Origin of the sequence: Nocardioides sp., from assembly GCF_964228225.1 — a bacterium.
In the GTDB taxonomy this organism is placed as follows: domain Bacteria; phylum Actinomycetota; class Actinomycetes; order Propionibacteriales; family Nocardioidaceae; genus Nocardioides.
The window spans coordinates 1-18,269 of record NZ_CAXQZB010000031.1 but is presented as its reverse complement, the minus strand read 5'-3'; the positions used below and the strand labels follow the sequence as shown (position 1 = coordinate 18,269).

The following is an 18,269-nucleotide window of genomic DNA, read 5'->3' as shown; positions in this document are numbered from 1 at the left end:
GCCGATGGCTCCCGCGCGCCGTGTCGCGGCCCCGCTCGCGACCGTGATCGGCCTCGCGCTGATCACCGGGTGCAGCGGCTCCGACTCCTCCGCCGACCCCGACCGGGTGCTGCCCGAGGCCGGGGGCGACGCCTCGGCGCAGGCGCCGGCCCCCGACACCGTCGTGGCCGGCACGCTGACCGGGATGCTGGGCGAGCGGCGTCGGGCCGACGCCGTCGCCGGGGCGGGACGGGTGGTCACCACGTGGTTCGCGGCGCTCGGGGCGCCCGCGCAGGACCCCGGTCGCTACGTCGGCTTCACCCGTCGGGCCCGTGAGCTGGCCGTGCGCGACCGCGTGCTGCGCGCCCTCAGCGCGCCCGACGGCCCGGCCACCGTACGGATCGACCTGCTGGGGCGCGACGCCCATGCGGTGGGGGCCACCGCGCGGGTGCGGCTGCCGCTGGCGCGCGGCGGCGACCTCGTCGGCAGCCTCTACCTCACCCCGCACGCCGGGACGGCCGACGGCTGGCGGATCTTCGGCTTCGACCTCACCCGCTCCCAGGAGGCCCGATGAAGGTCCGTCTCGCCCTGGCCGCCGTGCTCACCGGGGTGGGCGTGCTGGTGCCCGACGCCGCGCCGGCCGCCACCTACGCCCACCTCGTGCGCACCGACGTGGGCGCGGAGATCGGCGCGGGTCGCGGGGTCGCCACCGGCACCGACGTGATCTGGATCCTCGCTGTGGGCAGCGACGCCCGCCCCGGGGAGGACATGCTGCGCGTGCGCGGCGACGCCCTCCAGCTGGTGGGCATCGACACCCGGACCGGCGCGGCCACCAGCATCGGCATCCCGCGCGACTCCTACGTCGCCATCCCCGACGTCGGCTCGGACCGGGTCAACGCCGCGCTCTACTACGGCGGCCCGCAGCTGCTGGCGCGCACGGTGGCCGAGATGGTCGGCATCGCCCCCGACTACGTCTTCGTGACCACGTTCCCGCTCTTCGAGGAGATGGTGAACGACATCGGCCCGATCACGGTGCGCAACCCCGTGGCGTTCTCCGACCCCTACCTCAAGCCGAACGGCTTCCCGGTGGGGCGTCTGGAGCTGCGCGGCTACAACGCGATGGCCTTCGCCCGGATCCGCAAGTCGCTCATCGGCGGCGACTTCGACCGCTCGGCCAACCAGCAGCGCGTCCTGCGGGGCATCCAGGCGCGGGTGGCCGAGCGCGCCCAGGAGCCGGGCTTCCTCGCCGACGGCGTGCTGTCGGTGCTCGAGCACACCGAGACCGACGCCAACCCCGCGGAGCTGTTCCGCCTCGCGGTGGCGATGGCGCAGGTCGATCCGCGACGCATCACCGGCTGCGTCGTCACCGGCGGCTACGCCACCATCAACGGCGCCAGCGTGGTCACCCCCGATCTCGCCCTCGCGCAGCGGCTGGGCGACGACGCCCGCGACGACGCCGAGATCGAGGAGTGCTGAAACGGGCCCGCACCGGATCGGTGCGGGCCCGCCTCGGGGGAGTGGATCAGGCGATCAGCGGAAGAACACCTGGCCGTTGGCGACACCGAGGTCGACGGTGGACAGCGCGCCCGGCAGGTCGATCTGGATGCCGGTCAGGTTCTTGCCGAAGAAGCCGTCGCCGCCGCCGGTGAGCACCGCGCGCCGGATGAAGCCCTTCTGGCCGCTGGCGTCGGTGAACTCCTGGGTCTGGCCCGGCAGCAGGTCGATCGGGTTGCCGTTGATGAGCACGCGGCCGACCTTGGTGAGCGCCTCGCTGGTGACGCGGGCGCCGGGGCGGGAGGAGGACAGGTTGACCCGGGAGACCAGGCCCTCGATCACGACGTCGGCGACCTTGAGGTCGATCTTGCCGATGGTGGTCTGCACGAAGCCGGTGGCCTTCTTGCCCTGCTGCACGCCCTTGTAGGCGTACTCGATACCCGAGAGGCTCAGGACGTTCGGCACGCCGGCCGAGGCGACCTTGCTGGTGACGACCTTGCCGCTGGTGCCCTCGCAGGGCAGCGAGCGCTGGCCGACGCCGCCCAGGCGGAGCACGCCGCCGATGTTGGCCTCCAGGGCCGACATCTTGGAGCGGAACACGCCGGCCGGCACGGGACGGCTGATGATCGAGTTGGCCCGACCCAGCTGCAGGATGGTGGTCGGCACGCCCAGCTGCGGGATCTCGTCGAGCTGGATCTTCAGGGCGTAGGCCTCGGCCACCGCGCCGTTCTTCCAGGTGCGACCGGTGGACTTGCCGATGCTGATCGAGCCCAGGCCGGGGAGCTCCAGCGGCACGCTGCCGATGATCTCGAGCAGGGCGTTGATCGGGACGTCCACGACCTCGCCGATGGCGTCGGTGGCGTCGGAGATGCCGAGCAGCTCGAGCAGGCTGTCGACGGTCTGGGAGATCTGGTCCTCGCTGCTGAGCTCGAGGCGCAGGTCGCCGAAGCCGAAGGAGTTGGTCTGGCCGAACTTCTTGGTCTTGGCGTTGTAGAAGGAGTCGACCACCGAGGTCAGGCCCTCGAGGACCACGCGCGGCGTCTGCACCCCGAGGACCTCACCGCCCAGCGAGAGGCTGGCCAGGGTGTTGCTCGCGCGGATGCCGGTGCGCTGGCGCGCGGCGTCCTTGTAGGTCTGGGTCTTGGAGGTGCTGAGCGAGAAGTCGACGATGTCGCGCAGCGCGTCGGGGAGCACCTCGGTGGAGAGCAGCGACTGGTTCTCGGTCTCCAGGCCGGTGCGGCGGGTGCAGGGACGGTTGATGAGCGCGTCCTTGAGCGAGCGCACCTCGACGCCGCCGACGACGACCTTGGTGCCGAAGACGGTGGCGTTCAGGCCGAACGGCGTGAGCGAGTTCGCCGGCGCGGCGGCGCGCGGCGCGGGCTTCGCGGCGGGCGCCGCCTCGACGGGGGCGAGACCGCCCGCGGCGAGCGTGGCCACCGCGGCGACACCGGCGATGGCGGCCCTGGTGAAGACCTGAGGCATGTGAGTGGATTCCCTCCTGTGACGTGGGCGGGACCCTCGCCCGCCCTCCCCGGACCGCCGCAGGGGACGCGACGGTTTCGTGGTAGTGCGCAGTACAACGCACCGATGTCACGGCTGTTACGGAAGTGATCAGGTTGGGTGCGCGGTGGTCTAGACCACAGCGCGGATACCCAGGGGGTTCACGGATCGCTTCCTCAAGAAAGCGGTCTATACCCCCTGAGGTGTTCTTGAGGTTCCGCGGACGGCCGCGCGTGCCCGCCCCGAGACTGGGTCCGGGAGCCGGCGGGACGCCGGCGGGAGAGAGGGAGTCAGCCGTGGGTCGTGCGCGTCGTCGGAACATCTCGATCGGGAGCGGGGGACGTGCCGGCCTCGCGCTCGCCGTGGCCTGCGTGTTCGGAGCGGCCGTCCTGCCGACGGCCGGGGCGACCACGGCGCGTCCCGCGCCGCGCGCCGAGGCCCCTGCCGCCGAGCCCTGTGCCACCGAGGTCGCCGACGGGGCGCGCCGCGCCGCAACGCTGGAGCGTCGCCACCCGGCCGCGTTCCGGCGGGCGGCGCACCGCAACGACGTCGAGCCCGAGGAGTTCTCCGAGCTCGCCGAGGACGACGGCCTGTGGGTGGACCGCTGCGGCAAGGCGTTCTACGTGGAGGAGTCGGTCCCGGCCGCCCAGCAGCGCCGCGTTGCCGCCCGCACGACCGCGCAGGCGGGCACCGACGTGTCGGGCACGGGCGCGGCGTTCCTGCTCGAGTCGCGACCCGGCTCCGCACGCACGCTCTACCTCGACTTCGACGGCGACTCCACCGCGGGCACCGCGTGGAACTCCTACGCCGGCGGTGGCGCGATCGTCTCGCCCGCCTACGACAGCGACGGCAACCCGGGTGCGTTCAGCACCGCCGAGCTGACCGAGATCCAGCGGGCCTGGCAGGTCGTCGCCGAGGACTACGCCCCCTTCGACGTCAACGTCACCACCAAGGACCCGGGCGCCGCGGCGCTGGACCGCACCTCCACCTCCGACACCGTCTACGGCGCCCGGGTGGTCGTCACCGGCAGCAACGCGGTGTTCACCGGGGCCTGCGGCGGCGGCTGCGGCGGCATCGCCTACGTCGACGTGTTCAACCTCGCCGGCTCCCAGCACAACTACTACCAGCCGGGCTGGGTGTTCACGCAGGGCACGACGACCAACGGCAAGTACGTCGGCGAGGCCGCCAGCCACGAGGCGGGGCACCTGTTCGGCCTCAGCCACGACGGCACCGCGACCGCGGGCTACTACAGCGGCTCGCTGCCGTGGGCGCCGATCATGGGCGCGGCCTACAGTCAGCCGATCAGCCAGTGGAGCCGCGGGGAGTACCCGGGCGCCAACCAGACCCAGGACGACCTCGCCATCATCGCCACCGGCGCGCCTGTGCGCGCCGACGACCACGGCGACACCGCGGCGACCGCCACGGCCCTCGCCGGCACCGCGCTGGACGGCGTCATCGCCACCCGGACCGACGTCGACACGTTCTCCTTCACCGCCTCGGGCGCCACGACCGTGGCGGTCAGCCCGGCGGCCGGGCTGCCCAACCTCGACGTCCTGCTGACCATCCGCGACGCCGCGGGCGCGACCGTGACGACGGCCAACCCGGCGGCAGCGCGCGTCTCCGACGTCGTGGCCTCGGGTCTGGGTGCCACGGCGACCTTCACCGCCCCCGCCGGAGGAGCGCGGTACACCGCCTCCGTCGACGGCGTCGGCACCGGGTCGCCGGCCACCGCCGGGCTGTACTCCGACTACGGCTCGCTGGGGAACTTCCGGATCGCGCTCACCACCGGCACCGTCACCTCCTCCGCGCTGTCGGCCTCGGCCGCCACGCTGCCGCGGGCCACGGTCGGCACCGCCTACTCGGCCGTGGTCGGCTCGGCCTCGGGCGGCACTGCCCCCTACACCTGGAGCGCCACCGGGGCGCTGCCCGCCGGGCTGGGCCTGGCCGCCGACGGCCGCCTGAGCGGCACGCCCTCGGTGTCCGGATCGTTCTCGCTGGCGGTGTCGGTGCGCGACGCCGCCGGTGCGACCGCGGCTCTCACGGTCCCGCTGGTGATCGACCCGGCGTCCACCACCGCCCTCACCACCTCCAACGCCTCCCTCAGCGGGTCGGTCGGGGTCGCCTTCAGCCAGCAGCTCAGGGCGACCGGGGGCACCAGCACCTACGCCTGGAGCACGACCTCGGCGTTGCCCGCCGGCCTGCGGCTCTCCAGCTCCGGCCTGATCTCCGGGACGCCCACCGCGGTCGGCACCACCTCGCTGCTCGTGCGGGTCGCCAGCGGCACCGCCTCGGCGAGCGCCACCGTCACGATCACCATCGCCGCCGCCCCCCTGGCCATCACCACCACCACGCTGCCCGACGGTCGGTACAACAGCACCTACGGGGCCAGCATCACGAGCACCGGGGGCAACGGCCGCTACTCGTGGCGGGTCTCCGGCCTGCCCTACGGCATGGGGGCCGCCACCACCAACGGCGGCGCGACCCTCACCCTCAACGGCCGGCCGCTGGCCCGCGGCACGTTCAGCGTCGTGGTCACCGTGACCGACGGCGCCGGCGCCACCGCGACCCGGACCCTGTCGTTGCGGATCCTCTAGCCGCTGCGCGACGACGAACGGCCAGGCCCCGAAGGGCCCGGCCGTTCGCGCGATGAGATCCGGATCTGTGCCTCCGGCAGGATTCGAACCTGCGACACCTGGTACCGGAAACCAGTGCTCTATCCCCTGAGCTACGGAGGCGTCGCGCCGTGGTGTGACGCGGGTCCGCACACTACCGGTCGTATCTGCCGCGAGGGAAACCGGTGCCCGCCGATACGATCCGTGCGTGACTCCCGCGCAGCTCTCGACCACCGTGGTCGACGTCCTGACCGCTCTCGTGGCGGCCGGCGACGTCGTCCTTCCCGACGGCGTGCCGACCGAGGTGACGGTGGAGCGACCCAAGCAGAAGGGCCAGGGCGACTGGGCGACCAACGTGGCCCTGCAGCTGGCCAAGAAGGCCGGCACGAACCCGCGGGCCCTCGGCGAGCTCGTCGCCGCCGGACTGCGCGGGGCCGAGGGCATCACCGCCGTCGAGGTGGCGGGCCCGGGGTTCCTCAACATCACCGTCGACGCCGGCTCGCAGGGCGCGCTGGCGGCGGCGGTCGTGGCGGCGGGGGAGTCCTACGGCCACACCACCACGCTGGCCGGCCAGCGGATCAACGTCGAGTTCATCTCCGCCAACCCCACCGGACCGCTGCACCTGGGCCACACCCGCTGGGCCGTGCTGGGTGACGCCATCGGCCGGGTGCTCAGCGCCGCGGGTGCCGACGTCACGCGCGAGTTCTACATCAACGACCGCGGCGTGCAGATGAACCACTTCGCCGACTCGATCATCGCCGCCGCGCTCGGCGAGCCGACCCCCGAGGGCGGGTACGCCGGCGGCTACATCGACGACCTCGCCACGGCCGTGCGGCAGGTGAGCCCCGAGGTCTTCGACCTGCCCGGCGACGAGCGGCGGGCCGCGGTGCGGCAGATCGGCTACGACCTCCAGCTGCGGCAGCAGCAGGAGCAGCTGGAGCGCTTCCAGACCCACTTCGACGTGTGGTTCTCCGAGCTCTCGCTGCACGAGTCCGGCTCGGTGCCCGACACCCTGGCGCGCCTGAAGGACCTCGGCCACGTCTACGAGGAGGGCGGGGCGCTGTGGATGCGCACCACCGACTTCGGCGACGACAAGGACCGGGTGCTCATCAAGTCCGACGGCGAGCTCACCTACTTCGCCTCCGACACCGCCTACTACCTGAACAAGCGGGAGCGCGGCTTCGAGCACTGCATCTACCTGCTCGGCGCCGACCACCACGGCTACGTCGGCCGGCTGCGGGCGATGGCGGCCTGCGTGGGCGACGACCCCGACGCGACGCTCGACGTGCTGATCGGTCAGCTGGTGAAGATCCTGCGTGACGGCCAGGAGCTCAAGCTGAGCAAGCGGGCCGGCACGATCGTGACCCTGGAGGAGCTGGCCGACGAGATCGGCGTCGACGCGCTGCGCTACTCCCTGGCGCGCTACCCGGCCGACTCGCCGCTCACCCTCGACGTCGCCGAGATCACCCGGGCCAGCAACGACAACCCGGTGTACTACGTGCAGTACGCCCACGCCCGCACCTGCCGGATGAGCGCGAACGCCGCCGATCTCGGGATGACCCTGCCGGGGGAGGACTTCGACCCCGCCCTGCTCGACCACGAGCGCGACGGCGAGCTGCTGCGCGCCCTGGCCGAGTACCCGCGGGTGGTGGCCAGCGCCGCGGAGCTGCGCGAGCCGCACCGCATCGCCCGCTACCTCGAGGACACCGCCTCGGTGTTCAACAAGTGGTACGACACCAAGGAGTGCCGCATGCTCCCGCAGGGCGACGAGCCCGCCGGGCCGGCCAACCTCGCCCGGCTCGTGCTGGTGCACGCCACCCGTCAGGTGATCGCCAACGGACTCGGCCTGCTCGGCGTCTCCGCGCCCGAGCAGATGTGAGGGGACCCCGATGACGCACGAAGCCGGCTGGGCCCACGCGCCCGGCGCCCTGCGCGGACCGTCCTGGCTGCGCGAGCCCGCCGACCCCAACGCCCTCGTCCCGCGGCTGTGGAGCAGCACCGCCCACAAGCGCGACGGCGAGCTGGTGATCGGCGGCGTGCCGGTGGCCGACCTGGTGGCCGACTTCAACACCCCGGCGTTCGTGCTCGACGAGGCCGACTTCCGCGCACGCGCCGCGGCGTTCCGTGACGCGTTCGCCGGCTACCACGTCTACTACGCGGCCAAGGCGTTCCTGTGCACCGCCGTGGCCCGGTGGGTCGTCGAGGAGGGGCTGTACCTCGACGTCTGCTCCGACGGAGAGCTGACCGTGGCGCTGCGGGCCGGGGTGGACCCGGCCCGGCTCGGCTACCACGGCAACAACAAGAGCTACCCCGACCTGCGGCGCGCCGTGGCCACCGGCGTCGGCAAGATCGTGGTCGACTCCTTCGCCGAGATCGAGCGGCTCGGCCGCGTCGCCGCCGACCTCGGGCGCAGCCAGAAGGTGATGATCCGGGTCACCGCGGGCGTCGAGGCGCACACCCACGAGTTCATCGCCACCGCCCACGAGGACCAGAAGTTCGGGTTCTCCATCGCCGGCGGCGACGCCTGGAAGGCCGTCGAGGCGGTGCTGGCCCAGCCCGCCCTCGAGCTCGTGGGCCTGCACTCCCACATCGGCAGCCAGATCTTCGACACCTCCGGCTTCGAGGTCGCGGCCCGACGCGTGCTCGGGCTCCACGCCCGCGTCGCCCACGACCTCGGCGTCACCCTGCCGGAGATGGACCTCGGTGGCGGCTTCGGCATCGCCTACACCAGCCAGGACGAGCCCGCCGAGCCCGCCCACCTCGCCGCCGGCCTCACCTCGATCGTCGAGCACGAGTGCCGCGCGCTGGGGGTGGCGGTGCCGCAGCTCTCGATCGAGCCCGGCCGGGCGATCGTCGGACCGGCGATGTGCACGGTCTACACCGTCGGCACCGTCAAGCCGGTCAGCCTCGACGGCGGCGCGGTGCGTACCTACGTCAGCGTCGACGGCGGCATGAGCGACAACATCCGCACCGCCCTCTACGACGCCGACTACTCCTGCACCCTGGCCTCGCGCGGCTCGACGGCGCCGCCGGTCCTGGCCCGCGTGGTCGGCAAGCACTGCGAGGCCGGCGACATCGTGGTGCGGGACGAGTTCGTGCCCGCCGACCTCGCCCCCGGCGACCTCCTCGCCGTGCCGGGCACCGGGGCCTACTGCCGCTCCATGGCCTCGAACTACAACCACGCCATGCGTCCGCCCGTCATCGCGGTGCGCGACGGTCAGGCGCGCGTGGTCGTGCGCCGCGAGACCGTCGAGGACCTGCTGGCCACCGACGTCGGGTAGGGACGTCCGCGGTGGGGCGTCCTGGCACGGGCGCGGGCCCGGCGCCGATAGGCTGACCCGGTGAGCTCTCCGGTCAAGGTCGCCGTCCTCGGCTGCGGTTCGGTCGGGTCGCAGGTCGTGCGACTGCTGCTCGAGCAGTCGGCCGACCTCGCGGCCCGGGTCGGTGCCCCCGTCGAACTCGTCGGGGTCGCCGTGCGTCGGCTCGACTCCCCTCGCGAGGTCGAGGTGCCCGCGGGCCTGCTCACCACCGACGCCGCGGGCCTGGTGGCGCGCGAGGACGTCGACGTCGTCGTGGAGGTGATCGGCGGCATCGAGCCCGCCCGCAGCCTCATCCTGAGCGCGCTGGAGCACGGCGCCTCGGTCGTGAGCGCCAACAAGGCCCTGCTCGCCGAGGACGGCGCCACCCTGTTCGAGGCCGCGGAGAAGGCCGGTCGCGACCTCTACTACGAGGCGGCCGTCGCCGGGGCGATCCCGATCCTGCGCCCGCTGCGCGAGTCGCTGGCCGGCGACCGCGTCACCCGCGTGCTCGGCATCGTCAACGGCACCACCAACTTCATCCTGGACAAGATGGACACCCAGGGCAGCGGCTTCGCCGAGGCCCTCGGGGAGGCCCAGGAGCTCGGGTACGCCGAGGCCGACCCCACCGCCGACGTCGAGGGCTTCGACGCCGCCGCCAAGGCCGCGATCCTGGCCTCGCTCGCCTTCCACTCCCGGGTCACCGCCGCCGACGTGCACCGCGAGGGCATCGCCGAGGTCAGCGCCGCCGACGTCGCCTCCGCCCGCGAGATGGGCTGTGTCGTGAAGCTGCTCGCGATCTGCGAGCTGCGTCCCGACCCCGAGGACCCCACGCAGGAGGCGGTCGCCGCCCGCGTGCACCCCGCGATGATCCCGCGCAGCCACCCGCTGGCCAGCGTGCGGGAGGCCTACAACGCGGTGTTCGTCGAGTCCGACGCCGCCGGCCAGCTGATGTTCTACGGCCCCGGCGCCGGCGGGTCACCGACGGCGAGCGCCGTGCTGGGGGACCTCGTGACCGTCGCCCGCAACCGGCGCGCCGGCACCCGCGGCGCGGGGGAGTCGGCCTACGCCGACCGTCCCGTGCTGCCCATGGGCCTGACCCGCACGCGCTACCACGTCGCCATCGACGTCGACGACCGTGCCGGTGTGCTGGCCAGCGTGGCGCAGGCCTTCGCCGAGCACGGCGTCTCGATCCAGACCGTGCGGCAGGAGGGGCGCGACGACGACGCCCAGCTCGTGGTGGTCTCGCACGCCGCGACCGATGCCCAGTTGAGCGCCACGGTGGACCACCTCCGCGGCATGGAGATCGTGCGCGAGGTCACCTCGGTGATGCGCGTGGAAGGGGCCGACGAATGAGCGCGACCACGACCAGCACCCGGACCCACCAGTGGCGCGGCGTCATCGAGGAGTACCGCGACCTGCTCGACCTGCCCGAGGGCGTCGAGGCCGTCACCCTGCGGGAGGGCGGCACTCCGCTGGTGCACTCGGAGTGGCTCTCGGGGCTCTCCGGGGCGCAGGTGCACCTCAAGGTCGAGGGCAACAACCCCACCGGCTCCTTCAAGGACCGCGGCATGACCGCCGCCATGTCGGTGGCCAAGCACGAGGGCGCGAAGGCGGTCGTGTGCGCCTCCACCGGCAACACCTCCGCGGCGATGGCGGCCTACGCCGCCAAGGCCGGCCTCAAGCCGCTCGTGCTCGTGCCGGAGGGCAAGATCGCGGCCGGCAAGATGGCCCAGGCCATCGTGCACGGCGCCCAGGTGATCATGGTGCGCGGCAACTTCGACGACTGCCTCACCATGGCCCGCGGCCTCGCCGAGCACTACCCGGTGGCGCTGGTGAACTCGGTCAACCCGGTGCGCCTGGAGGGCCAGAAGACCGCGGCCTTCGAGATCGTGGACTTCCTCGGCGACGCCCCCGACTACCACCTGCTGCCGGTCGGCAACGCCGGCAACATCTCCGCCTACTGGCTGGGCTACCGGCAGTACGCCGACCTCGGCCGCGCCACGAAGCGCCCCGTGATCCACGGCTTCCAGGCCGCCGGCGCCTCGCCGCTGGTCACCGGTGAGGTGTTCCCGCACCCCGAGACCAAGGCCACCGCCATTCGCATCGGCAACCCCGCCTCGTGGTCGCTGGCGATCGCGGCGCGCGACGAGTCCGGCGGGCTGTTCGAGGCCGTCACCGACGAGGCGATCCTCGCCGCGCAGCACCGCCTGGCCAGCCACGACGGCGTGTTCGTCGAGCCCGCCTCCGCGGCCGGCGTCGCCGGGCTCCTGCAGCGGCTCGAGGCCGGGCACTCCTACGCCGGCAGCACCGTGGTCATCACCGTCACCGGCCACGGCCTCAAGGACACCGCCACCGCCCTGGAGGGCGTGGGCCCGCTGGTCGACACCGTCGTCGACGCCGACGTCGACGCCGCCGCAGCCGCCGCCGGCCTGCGCTGACCCCACCGGAGCTCCCGAAGTGACGTTCGTCGACGGCCCCGTGCGGGTCAGCGTGCCCGCGACCTCGGCCAACCTCGGCCCCGGATTCGACACCCTCGGCCTGGCGCTGGACCTGCGCGACGAGCTCGAGGCGGAGGTGCTGCCGGAGGGCCTCGTGGTCGAGGTCAGCGGCGCGGGCGCCGACGGGGTGCCGCGCGACGAGCGCCACCTCGTGGTGTCCTCGATGCGCGCGGCCTTCGACGCCCTCGGCGCGCAGCCCCCGGGGCTGCGGCTCTCGTGCACCAACGTCGTGCCCCACGCCCGTGGGCTGGGCTCCTCCTCGGCCGCGATCGTGGGCGGTCTCGCGCTCGCGCGGGCCCTGGTGGCCGGCGGCACCCTGCTGCTCGACGATCAGGCGCTCTTCGCGCTCGCCGCCGACCTCGAGGGGCATCCCGACAATGTCGCCCCCGCCTGCTTCGGCGGCTTCACGATCTCGGGCCGCGACGAGGACGGCTGGTACTCCGTGCCCGGCGACGTCGACCCGCGGGTCGGCGCCGTCGTCTTCGTGCCGCCCACCGGGGTGCGGACGGCGGTCGCCCGGGGCCTGCTGCCCGCCCGCGTCGATCACGCCGCGGCGGCCGCGAACGCCGGCAACACCGCGCTGCTGGTGCGCGCGCTCGGGGGCCGTCCGGACCAGCTGCTGCGCGCCACCCGCGACCACCTCCACCAGGAGTTCCGGCGTCCCGCGATGCCCGAGAGCCTGGCCCTCATCGACCGGCTGCGCGCCGACGGCGTGCCCGCGCTGGTGTCCGGAGCGGGTCCCACGGTGCTCGCCTTCACCTCCGCCCCCGACGCCGGCTCGGCGCCCGACCTGCACAAGGTGCTGGCCCACTGCCCGCCCGGCTGGGTGCGTCACCACCTCGCGGTGGACGGCGCCGGTGTACGGGTCGAGGCCGGCTGACCGGAGGGTGCTACGTTGAGCCCGCGCGGAGCGTCTCCGCGCGTGCGGCACCGGCGGCATCGCGCTCCTTCCCCGGATCGGGCCCCGCGGCAGCCGCCACGGCCATCGGCCGGTCCCTGAGGTGCTCGGGGCGGCCACGAACGTGAAGGACTCACGTGACCCAGACCCCCGAAGCCCCCGACGCCGGCTCGGCGCCCCGCGCACGCGGCGGCAGCCTGAACTCGATGCTCCTCGCGGACCTGAAGAAGGTCGCCGCCGAGATGGGCATCCGCGGCGCCGGCTCGATGAAGAAGGCCCAGCTCGTCGAGGCCATCCAGGGTGCGCGCTCCAGCAGCGCCGCCGGTGCCCCCGACAAGCCGGCGAAGGCCCCGCGCAAGGCCGCCGCGACGAAGGCGGAGAAGCCGGCGGCGGAGAAGCCGGCGACGGAGAAGCCGGCGGCCGAGAAGCCCGTTGCCGAGAAGCCCGTTGCTGAGAAGCCCGCCAAGCAGCAGGCTCCGAAGCAGGACCAGAAGTCGACCAAGGCGGCCGAGGCGGCGCCGGCCGTCGAGGCGCCCGAGGCCCGCGAGACCCGTGACGACGCCGAGGACGGCGGTGCGGAGCCCGGCGAGGGGGAGAGCCGTCGGGCGCGCCGGCGGCGGGGCCGTGACCGCAACCGCACCGGTGCCGCCGGTCCGGGGACCCAGGGCGGCCAGACCCAGGGGGGCCAGGGCAACCAGGGCAACCAGAACCAGGGCGGCCAGAACCAGGGCGGCCAGGGCAACCAGAACGCCCGCCAGGACCGCAACGAGCCCGACACCACCGTGCTCGAGGACGACGTCCTCGTGCCGGCGGCCGGCATCCTGGACGTGCTGGACAACTACGCCTTCGTGCGCACCAGCGGCTACCTCCCGGGTCCCGACGACGTCTACCTCTCCCTCTCGATCGTGCGGAAGTTCGGCCTGCGGCGCGGCGACGCCGTCGTCGGCCAGGTCCGCCAGCCGCGCGAGGGGGAGCGGCGGGAGAAGTTCAACCCGATGGTGCGCATCGACACCGTCAACGGTCACGAGCCCGACACCGCCCGCACCCGGGCCGAGTTCGCGCGGCTGGTGCCGGTGCACCCGACGCAGCGGCTGCGGCTGGAGACCGAGCGCGGCGACGTCGTCGGCCGGGTCCTCGACCTCGCGGCCCCGCTGGGCAAGGGCTCGCGCGTGCTCGTGACCGCGCCCCACCAGAGCGGCACGACGTCGCTGCTGCGGGCGGTGGCGTCCTCGCTGACCCGCAACAACCCCGAGTGCCACCTGATGGTGCTGCTGCTCGACGAGCGCCCCGAGGACGTCACCGACTTCCAGCGCTCGGTCAAGGGCGAGGTCATCGCCTCGACCTTCGACCGCGCGCCGTCGGACCACACCGCCGTGGCCGACCTCGCGATCGAGCGCGCCAAGCGCCTGGTCGAGCTCGGTCACGACGTTGTGCTGCTCGCCGACGGCCTGACCCGCCTCGGTCGCGCTCACCACCTCGCGGCGGCCGCCGCCGGTCGCGGCTCGGCCGACGGGGTCGACGCCGCCGCGCTCCTCGCCCCGAAGGCGTTCTTCGGTGCCGCCCGCACCGTGGAGAACGCCGGGTCGCTCACGATCGTCGCCACGGCGATCGCGGAGAGCATGTCGCGCCTGGACCAGGCGATCCTCGAGGAGCTGGCCGGCACCGCCAGCGCGGAGGTCCGGCTGCGCCGCGACCTCGCCGCCCGAGCGCTGCACCCGGCCGTCGACGTGCCCGCCTCGGCCACCCGTCGCGAGGAGCTGCTGCTCGCCGAGGAGGAGCGTGCCATCCTGACCAGCGTGCGCCGTACCCTCGCCGACGCGCCTCCCGCCGCGGGCATGGAGGCCCTGCTCGCGCGCGTGCGCGCCACGCAGAGCAACATCGAGCTGCTGGGCCAGCTGCGCACCGAGGACCTCGCGGTCGGCGCCGGCTGATGGCGCGGATCGTGGTGGCCGACGACGACGCGGACATCCGCGAGCTCGTCGAGTTCAAGCTCTCGAGCATGGGGCACGACATCGAGGCCGTCGGGGACGGGCAGGCCGCGCTCGCGGCCTGCCGGGCCCGACGCCCCGACCTGGTCGTGCTCGACGTGATGATGCCGGGCATCTCCGGGCTCGAGGCCATCCGCATCATCCGCTCCGAGGCCGCGCTCCACGACCTGCCGGTGGTCCTGCTCACCGCCCGCGCGCAGGAGTCCGACGTCGAGACCGGCTTCGACTCCGGCGCCGACGACTACATCACCAAGCCGTTCAGCCCACGGGAGCTGGCGGCCCGGGTGGACGCCCTGCTGCAGCGCGATCGGGGCTGAAAGCGGCGATCCCGCGCCGGAACCTCGTGCGCTCGATACTCTCGGGCACGGGATGCCCAGGCTCCGGTGGTGAGAGACGACGGACGGGGGTGAGTCGTGGCCAGCCCGTACCCGACACCGGCACGCCCGGTGTCCCAGCTCGTCACCCCCGCGACGCGGCTGATCGGGCTCATGGTCACCGTCCTCGCGGTCGTCTCGGTGGCCGGAGTCGCCTCCGCGCGCGCCGCCTACGAGCGCGCCGAGGCGTACGAGCGCATCGAGATCCACCACGACGAGGTGCTCGTCGACCTCGCCGGCCTCGCCGACGCCGTCCAGGCCTGGGCGGCCAGCGGGGTGGTGGGACAGCAGGGCCGCTACCAGTCGCTGCGGGGGCGGCTGCGCGAGGACCTCCAGGAGCTGCGCGACGCCGTCGCCGGGTCCGGCGACCTCACCACCGACGCCTTGGCCTTCAGCGCCTCGGTCGAGGAGTGGGTGCTGCGCTACGGCGATCCGCGGATGGCGGCCCCCGGGGGCGAGGGCACGTTCCGCCCGGTCCGCTTCGCCGAGGGTCAGCAGCTGCTGGCACAGACCCGGGGCACCTCCGACGTGGTGCAGGAGTCCGTGCTCGCCGCCCGGTCGCGGGCCGACGACGCCGGCCGGCTGCGCCTGGAGGTCACCATCGGGCTGGTGCTGCTCCTGCTCGGCACGACCTGGATCCTCATCGGCCGCGCCCGCACCTCCCTGCTCGCCGAGCTCTCCACCCCCCTCAACGCCCTCGAGCGCGTCGTGGGGCGGATGCTGCGCGGCGACCCCGAGGCCCGGGCCGACGCCGACCGGGGGCCCAAGGAGCTGCGGGCGGTGGCCCGGGTCCTCAACGACTTCGCCGACGCCCAGTCCCGGGCCCGCGCGGTGGAGGGCCGGATCCAGGACGAGCTGCACGTGCTCGACTCCGCCAAGGACGACTTCGTCTCCAACGTCTCCCACGAGCTGCGCACCCCGCTCACCACCATCAGCGGCTACCTGGAGATGGTGGCCGACGAGTTCGAGGATCGCCTCGACCACCGCCACCAGCGGATGCTGGACGCCACCCGGCGCAACGTCACCCGCCTGCGCGCGCTCATCGACGACCTCCTCGCGCTGTCGGCGGCGGAGAACCGGGGCGGCACCCAGGACGAGACCGCCGACGTCGTGGCGCTGGTGGCCGACGCCGTCACCGACGTGCGGATCATGGCCTCGCGCCGCGGCATCGTGGTCGACGTCTCCGCCCCCGACACCCCGCTGCCGGTGGTCGGCGACCGCGCGATGCTCTACCGCGCCTTCCTCAACGTGCTCAGCAACGCCGTGAAGTTCAGCCACGACGGCGGCCGCGTCGCCGTGCGCGTGCGCCGGGCCGGCACCCGCGTGGAGGTCGAGGTCAAGGACGACGGCATCGGCATCCCGCGCACCGAGATCGATCGCCTCGGCACCCGCTTCTTCCGGGCCTCCAACGCGATGTCGAACGAGATCGCCGGCACCGGCCTGGGGCTGCGCATCGTGCAGACGATCATCGACCGCCACTCCGGCGACGTCATCATCTCCTCGGTCGAGGGCAAGGGCACCAGCGTGCTCGTGCGCCTGCGCCTGACCCCCACCCGCGTCGACGGGCTGGAGGGGCTGGAGGGGCCGGAGGGGGAGCCCGGGCCACCGGTCCCGCCCCCCGTCTCGCTGGCCGACCGGCGTGCCGAGCAGGCCGGGCAGGCCGGCGCCGTGGGCGCGACCCGGAATTACCGGGACCGTCCCGACGTTGTCTAGGATCCAGGGTCGGCTCCGGTTCACGTCACGCATCCCGCGCGGACGACCCGGCGCCCAGAGAGGACACCAGTCATGAAGAAGGACACGCACCCCGAGTACGTCGTCACCCAGGTCACCTGCACCTGTGGCGCGTCGTTCACCACCCGCAGCACCGCGACGTCGGGCACGCTCCACGCCGACGTGTGCTCGCAGTGCCACCCGTTCTACACGGGCAAGCAGAAGATCCTCGACACCGGTGGCCGCGTGGCCCGCTTCGAGGCTCGCTACAAGAAGAGCCAGGCCGCCAAGTAGCGGTATCGCGAGCGCCGGTCCTGCGCCCCCGTCGGGGTGCGGGGCCGGCGCTTCGCTGTTGTGTCCCGTCCCGTCTCGCCGCACCCGCAGGAGCCCCATGTTCGAGGCCGTCGAGGGTCTGCTCACCGAGCACCGTGATCTCGAGTCGCGCTTGTCCGCCCCCGAGACCCATGCCGACGCCCGCCTGGCCAAGCAGCTCAACCAGCGCTACGCCGAGCTGAGCGCGATCCTCGCGGCGTGGCGCGAGTGGCAGCGACTGGGCGAGGACGCCGAGGCCGCCCGCGAGCTCGCGGCGGAGGACCCGGCGTTCGCCGAGGAGCTGGCCGAGCTGCAGGCCCGGCGTCCCGAGGCCGAGGAGCGGCTGCGCCGGCTGCTGGTGCCGCGCGATCCCGCCGACGGCAAGGACGCCCTGCTGGAGGTCAAGTCCGGGGAGGGCGGGGAGGAGTCGGCGCTGTTCGCCGGCGACCTGCTGCGGATGTACACCCGCTACGCCGAGCGGCGCGGCTTCGCCGTCGAGGTCCTCGACGCCACCGAGTCCGACCTGGGCGGCTACAAGTCGGTCACCGTGGCCATCAAGGCCCGCGGCACCACCGAGCCCGGCGGTGCGCCGTACGGCCTGTTCAAGTTCGAGGGCGGCGTCCACCGGGTGCAGCGCGTCCCGGTCACCGAGTCTCAGGGGCGGGTGCACACCAGCGCCGCCGGCGTGCTGGTGTTCCCCGAGGCCGAGCAGGTCGAGGTCACCGTCGACGAGAACGACCTGCGCATCGACGTCTTCCGCAGCAGCGGGCCGGGCGGGCAGAGCGTGAACACCACCGACTCCGCCGTGCGGATCACCCACGTGCCCACCGGCATCGTCGTGAGCTGCCAGAACGAGAAGAGCCAGCTGCAGAACAAGGAGCAGGCCCTGCGCATCCTGCGGGCCCGGCTGCTCGCCGCCGCCCAGGAGGCCGCCGACGCCGAGGCCAGCGACGCCCGCCGCAGCCAGATCCGCACGGTCGACCGCTCCGAGCGCATCCGCACCTACAACTTCCCCGAGAACCGCATCTCCGACCACCGCACCGGCTACAAGTCCTACAACCTCGACCAGGTGCTCGACGGCGACCTCCAGCCGGTCCTGGACTCCTGCCTGGACGCCGACATGGCGGCGCGGTTGGCCGCGCTCGAGGAGTGAGCGGCGCGCGCTCGCTCCTGCGGGGGGCGGGGGAGCGGCTCGCGCGCGCCGGCGTGGCGAGCCCCGACGCCGACGCCGCCTGGCTGCTCGCCCACGTCCTCGGGGTCTCCCGCGGCGCGCTGATGCTGGTCGACGTCGTCGCCGCCGACGACGCGGACCGGTTCGAGCAGCTGCTGGTGCGCCGCTGCGCGCGCGAGCCGCTGCAGCACCTGCTCGGCACGGCCGCCTTCCGCACCGTCGAGCTGGCCGTCGGCCCCGGGGTCTTCGTGCCGCGCCCCGAGACCGAGCTGCTCGCCGGCTGGGCGATCGAGGCCGCCGCCGGGCTGGAGCGACCGCTCGTGCTGGACCTGTGCACCGGGTCGGGGGCGATCGCGGCCGCGGTGGCCGCCGAGGCGCCGCACGCCCGCGTCGTCGCGGTGGAGCTCGACCCGGGGGCACTGGCGTGGGCCGAG

14 protein-coding genes, 1 tRNA gene and 1 pseudogene are annotated in these 18,269 nt (G+C 73.8%); 14 read left to right on the top strand and 2 right to left on the bottom strand.

Annotated elements, in window-relative coordinates; genetic code table 11:
• Positions 1-4 precede the first annotated feature (4 nt).
• Positions 5-553: a hypothetical protein gene (locus ACERUJ_RS07430; protein ID WP_370247859.1), complete on the top strand. Its 549-nt coding sequence runs from the start codon at positions 5-7 to the stop codon at positions 551-553.
• Positions 550-1,455 carry an LCP family protein gene (locus ACERUJ_RS07425; RefSeq protein ID WP_370247857.1) on the top strand — a complete coding sequence of 302 codons (906 nt, stop codon included), beginning with the start codon at positions 550-552 and terminating at the stop codon, positions 1,453-1,455. The genes ACERUJ_RS07430 and ACERUJ_RS07425 overlap by 4 nt, the downstream gene beginning before the upstream one ends.
• Before the next feature lie 54 nt (positions 1,456-1,509).
• On the opposite strand, the gene ACERUJ_RS07420 is transcribed toward ACERUJ_RS07425, so the two are convergent.
• Entirely contained in the window at positions 1,510-2,955 is a 1,446-nt protein-coding gene (locus ACERUJ_RS07420) for a hypothetical protein (RefSeq protein ID WP_370247856.1), read from the bottom strand.
• 314 nt (positions 2,956-3,269) lie between these two features.
• Here ACERUJ_RS07420 and ACERUJ_RS07415 point away from each other — a divergent pair, with 314 nt between their 5' ends.
• On the top strand, positions 3,270-5,567 hold the full coding sequence (locus ACERUJ_RS07415) for a putative Ig domain-containing protein (RefSeq protein ID WP_370247855.1): 2,298 nt from the start codon (positions 3,270-3,272) through the stop codon (positions 5,565-5,567).
• A gap of 68 nt (positions 5,568-5,635) precedes the next feature.
• On the opposite strand, the gene ACERUJ_RS07410 is transcribed toward ACERUJ_RS07415, so the two are convergent.
• Positions 5,636-5,708: transfer RNA gene (locus ACERUJ_RS07410), tRNA-Arg, on the bottom strand.
• A gap of 85 nt (positions 5,709-5,793) precedes the next feature.
• On the opposite strand from ACERUJ_RS07410, the gene argS reads away from it, so the two are divergent.
• The 11 genes and pseudogenes from argS to ACERUJ_RS07355 form a co-directional block, all read left to right on the top strand.
• Positions 5,794-7,464 (top strand): arginine--tRNA ligase, encoded by a 1,671-nt coding sequence (gene argS / locus ACERUJ_RS07405; RefSeq protein ID WP_370247854.1) that lies wholly within the window; start codon positions 5,794-5,796, stop codon positions 7,462-7,464.
• 10 nt (positions 7,465-7,474) lie between these two features.
• The gene (gene lysA, locus ACERUJ_RS07400) at positions 7,475-8,866 is read left to right on the top strand and encodes a diaminopimelate decarboxylase (RefSeq protein WP_370247852.1); all 1,392 of its coding nucleotides are present in this window, start codon (positions 7,475-7,477) and stop codon (positions 8,864-8,866) included.
• 60 nt (positions 8,867-8,926) lie between these two features.
• On the top strand, positions 8,927-10,237 hold the full coding sequence (locus ACERUJ_RS07395; protein WP_370247851.1) for a homoserine dehydrogenase: 1,311 nt from the start codon (positions 8,927-8,929) through the stop codon (positions 10,235-10,237).
• Positions 10,234-11,322 (top strand): threonine synthase, encoded by a 1,089-nt coding sequence (thrC, locus tag ACERUJ_RS07390; RefSeq protein WP_370247850.1) that lies wholly within the window; start codon positions 10,234-10,236, stop codon positions 11,320-11,322. The genes ACERUJ_RS07395 and thrC overlap by 4 nt, the downstream gene beginning before the upstream one ends.
• 19 nt (positions 11,323-11,341) lie before the next feature.
• Positions 11,342-12,262, top strand: coding sequence for a homoserine kinase (thrB, locus tag ACERUJ_RS07385; RefSeq protein ID WP_370247849.1), 921 nt, complete (start codon positions 11,342-11,344; stop codon positions 12,260-12,262).
• A gap of 155 nt (positions 12,263-12,417) precedes the next feature.
• Entirely contained in the window at positions 12,418-14,211 is a 1,794-nt protein-coding gene (gene rho / locus ACERUJ_RS07380; RefSeq protein WP_370247848.1) for a transcription termination factor Rho, read from the top strand.
• Positions 14,211-14,585: a response regulator transcription factor gene (locus tag ACERUJ_RS07375; protein ID WP_370247847.1), complete on the top strand. Its 375-nt coding sequence runs from the start codon at positions 14,211-14,213 to the stop codon at positions 14,583-14,585. The genes rho and ACERUJ_RS07375 overlap by 1 nt, the downstream gene beginning before the upstream one ends.
• A 129-nt stretch (positions 14,586-14,714) precedes the next feature.
• Complete coding sequence (locus ACERUJ_RS07370) at positions 14,715-16,355, top strand: sensor histidine kinase (RefSeq protein ID WP_370247846.1); 1,641 nt, start codon at positions 14,715-14,717, stop codon at positions 16,353-16,355.
• 72 nt (positions 16,356-16,427) lie between these two features.
• Complete coding sequence (gene rpmE / locus ACERUJ_RS07365) at positions 16,428-16,646, top strand: 50S ribosomal protein L31 (RefSeq protein WP_370247845.1); 219 nt, start codon at positions 16,428-16,430, stop codon at positions 16,644-16,646.
• 97 nt (positions 16,647-16,743) lie between these two features.
• Positions 16,744-17,817: a peptide chain release factor 1 gene (gene prfA / locus ACERUJ_RS07360; protein WP_370247844.1), complete on the top strand. Its 1,074-nt coding sequence runs from the start codon at positions 16,744-16,746 to the stop codon at positions 17,815-17,817.
• Positions 17,814-18,269 (top strand): annotated as a pseudogene (locus tag ACERUJ_RS07355) (class I SAM-dependent methyltransferase); the annotation flags it as partial. The gene prfA and the pseudogene ACERUJ_RS07355, both read left to right, overlap by 4 nt.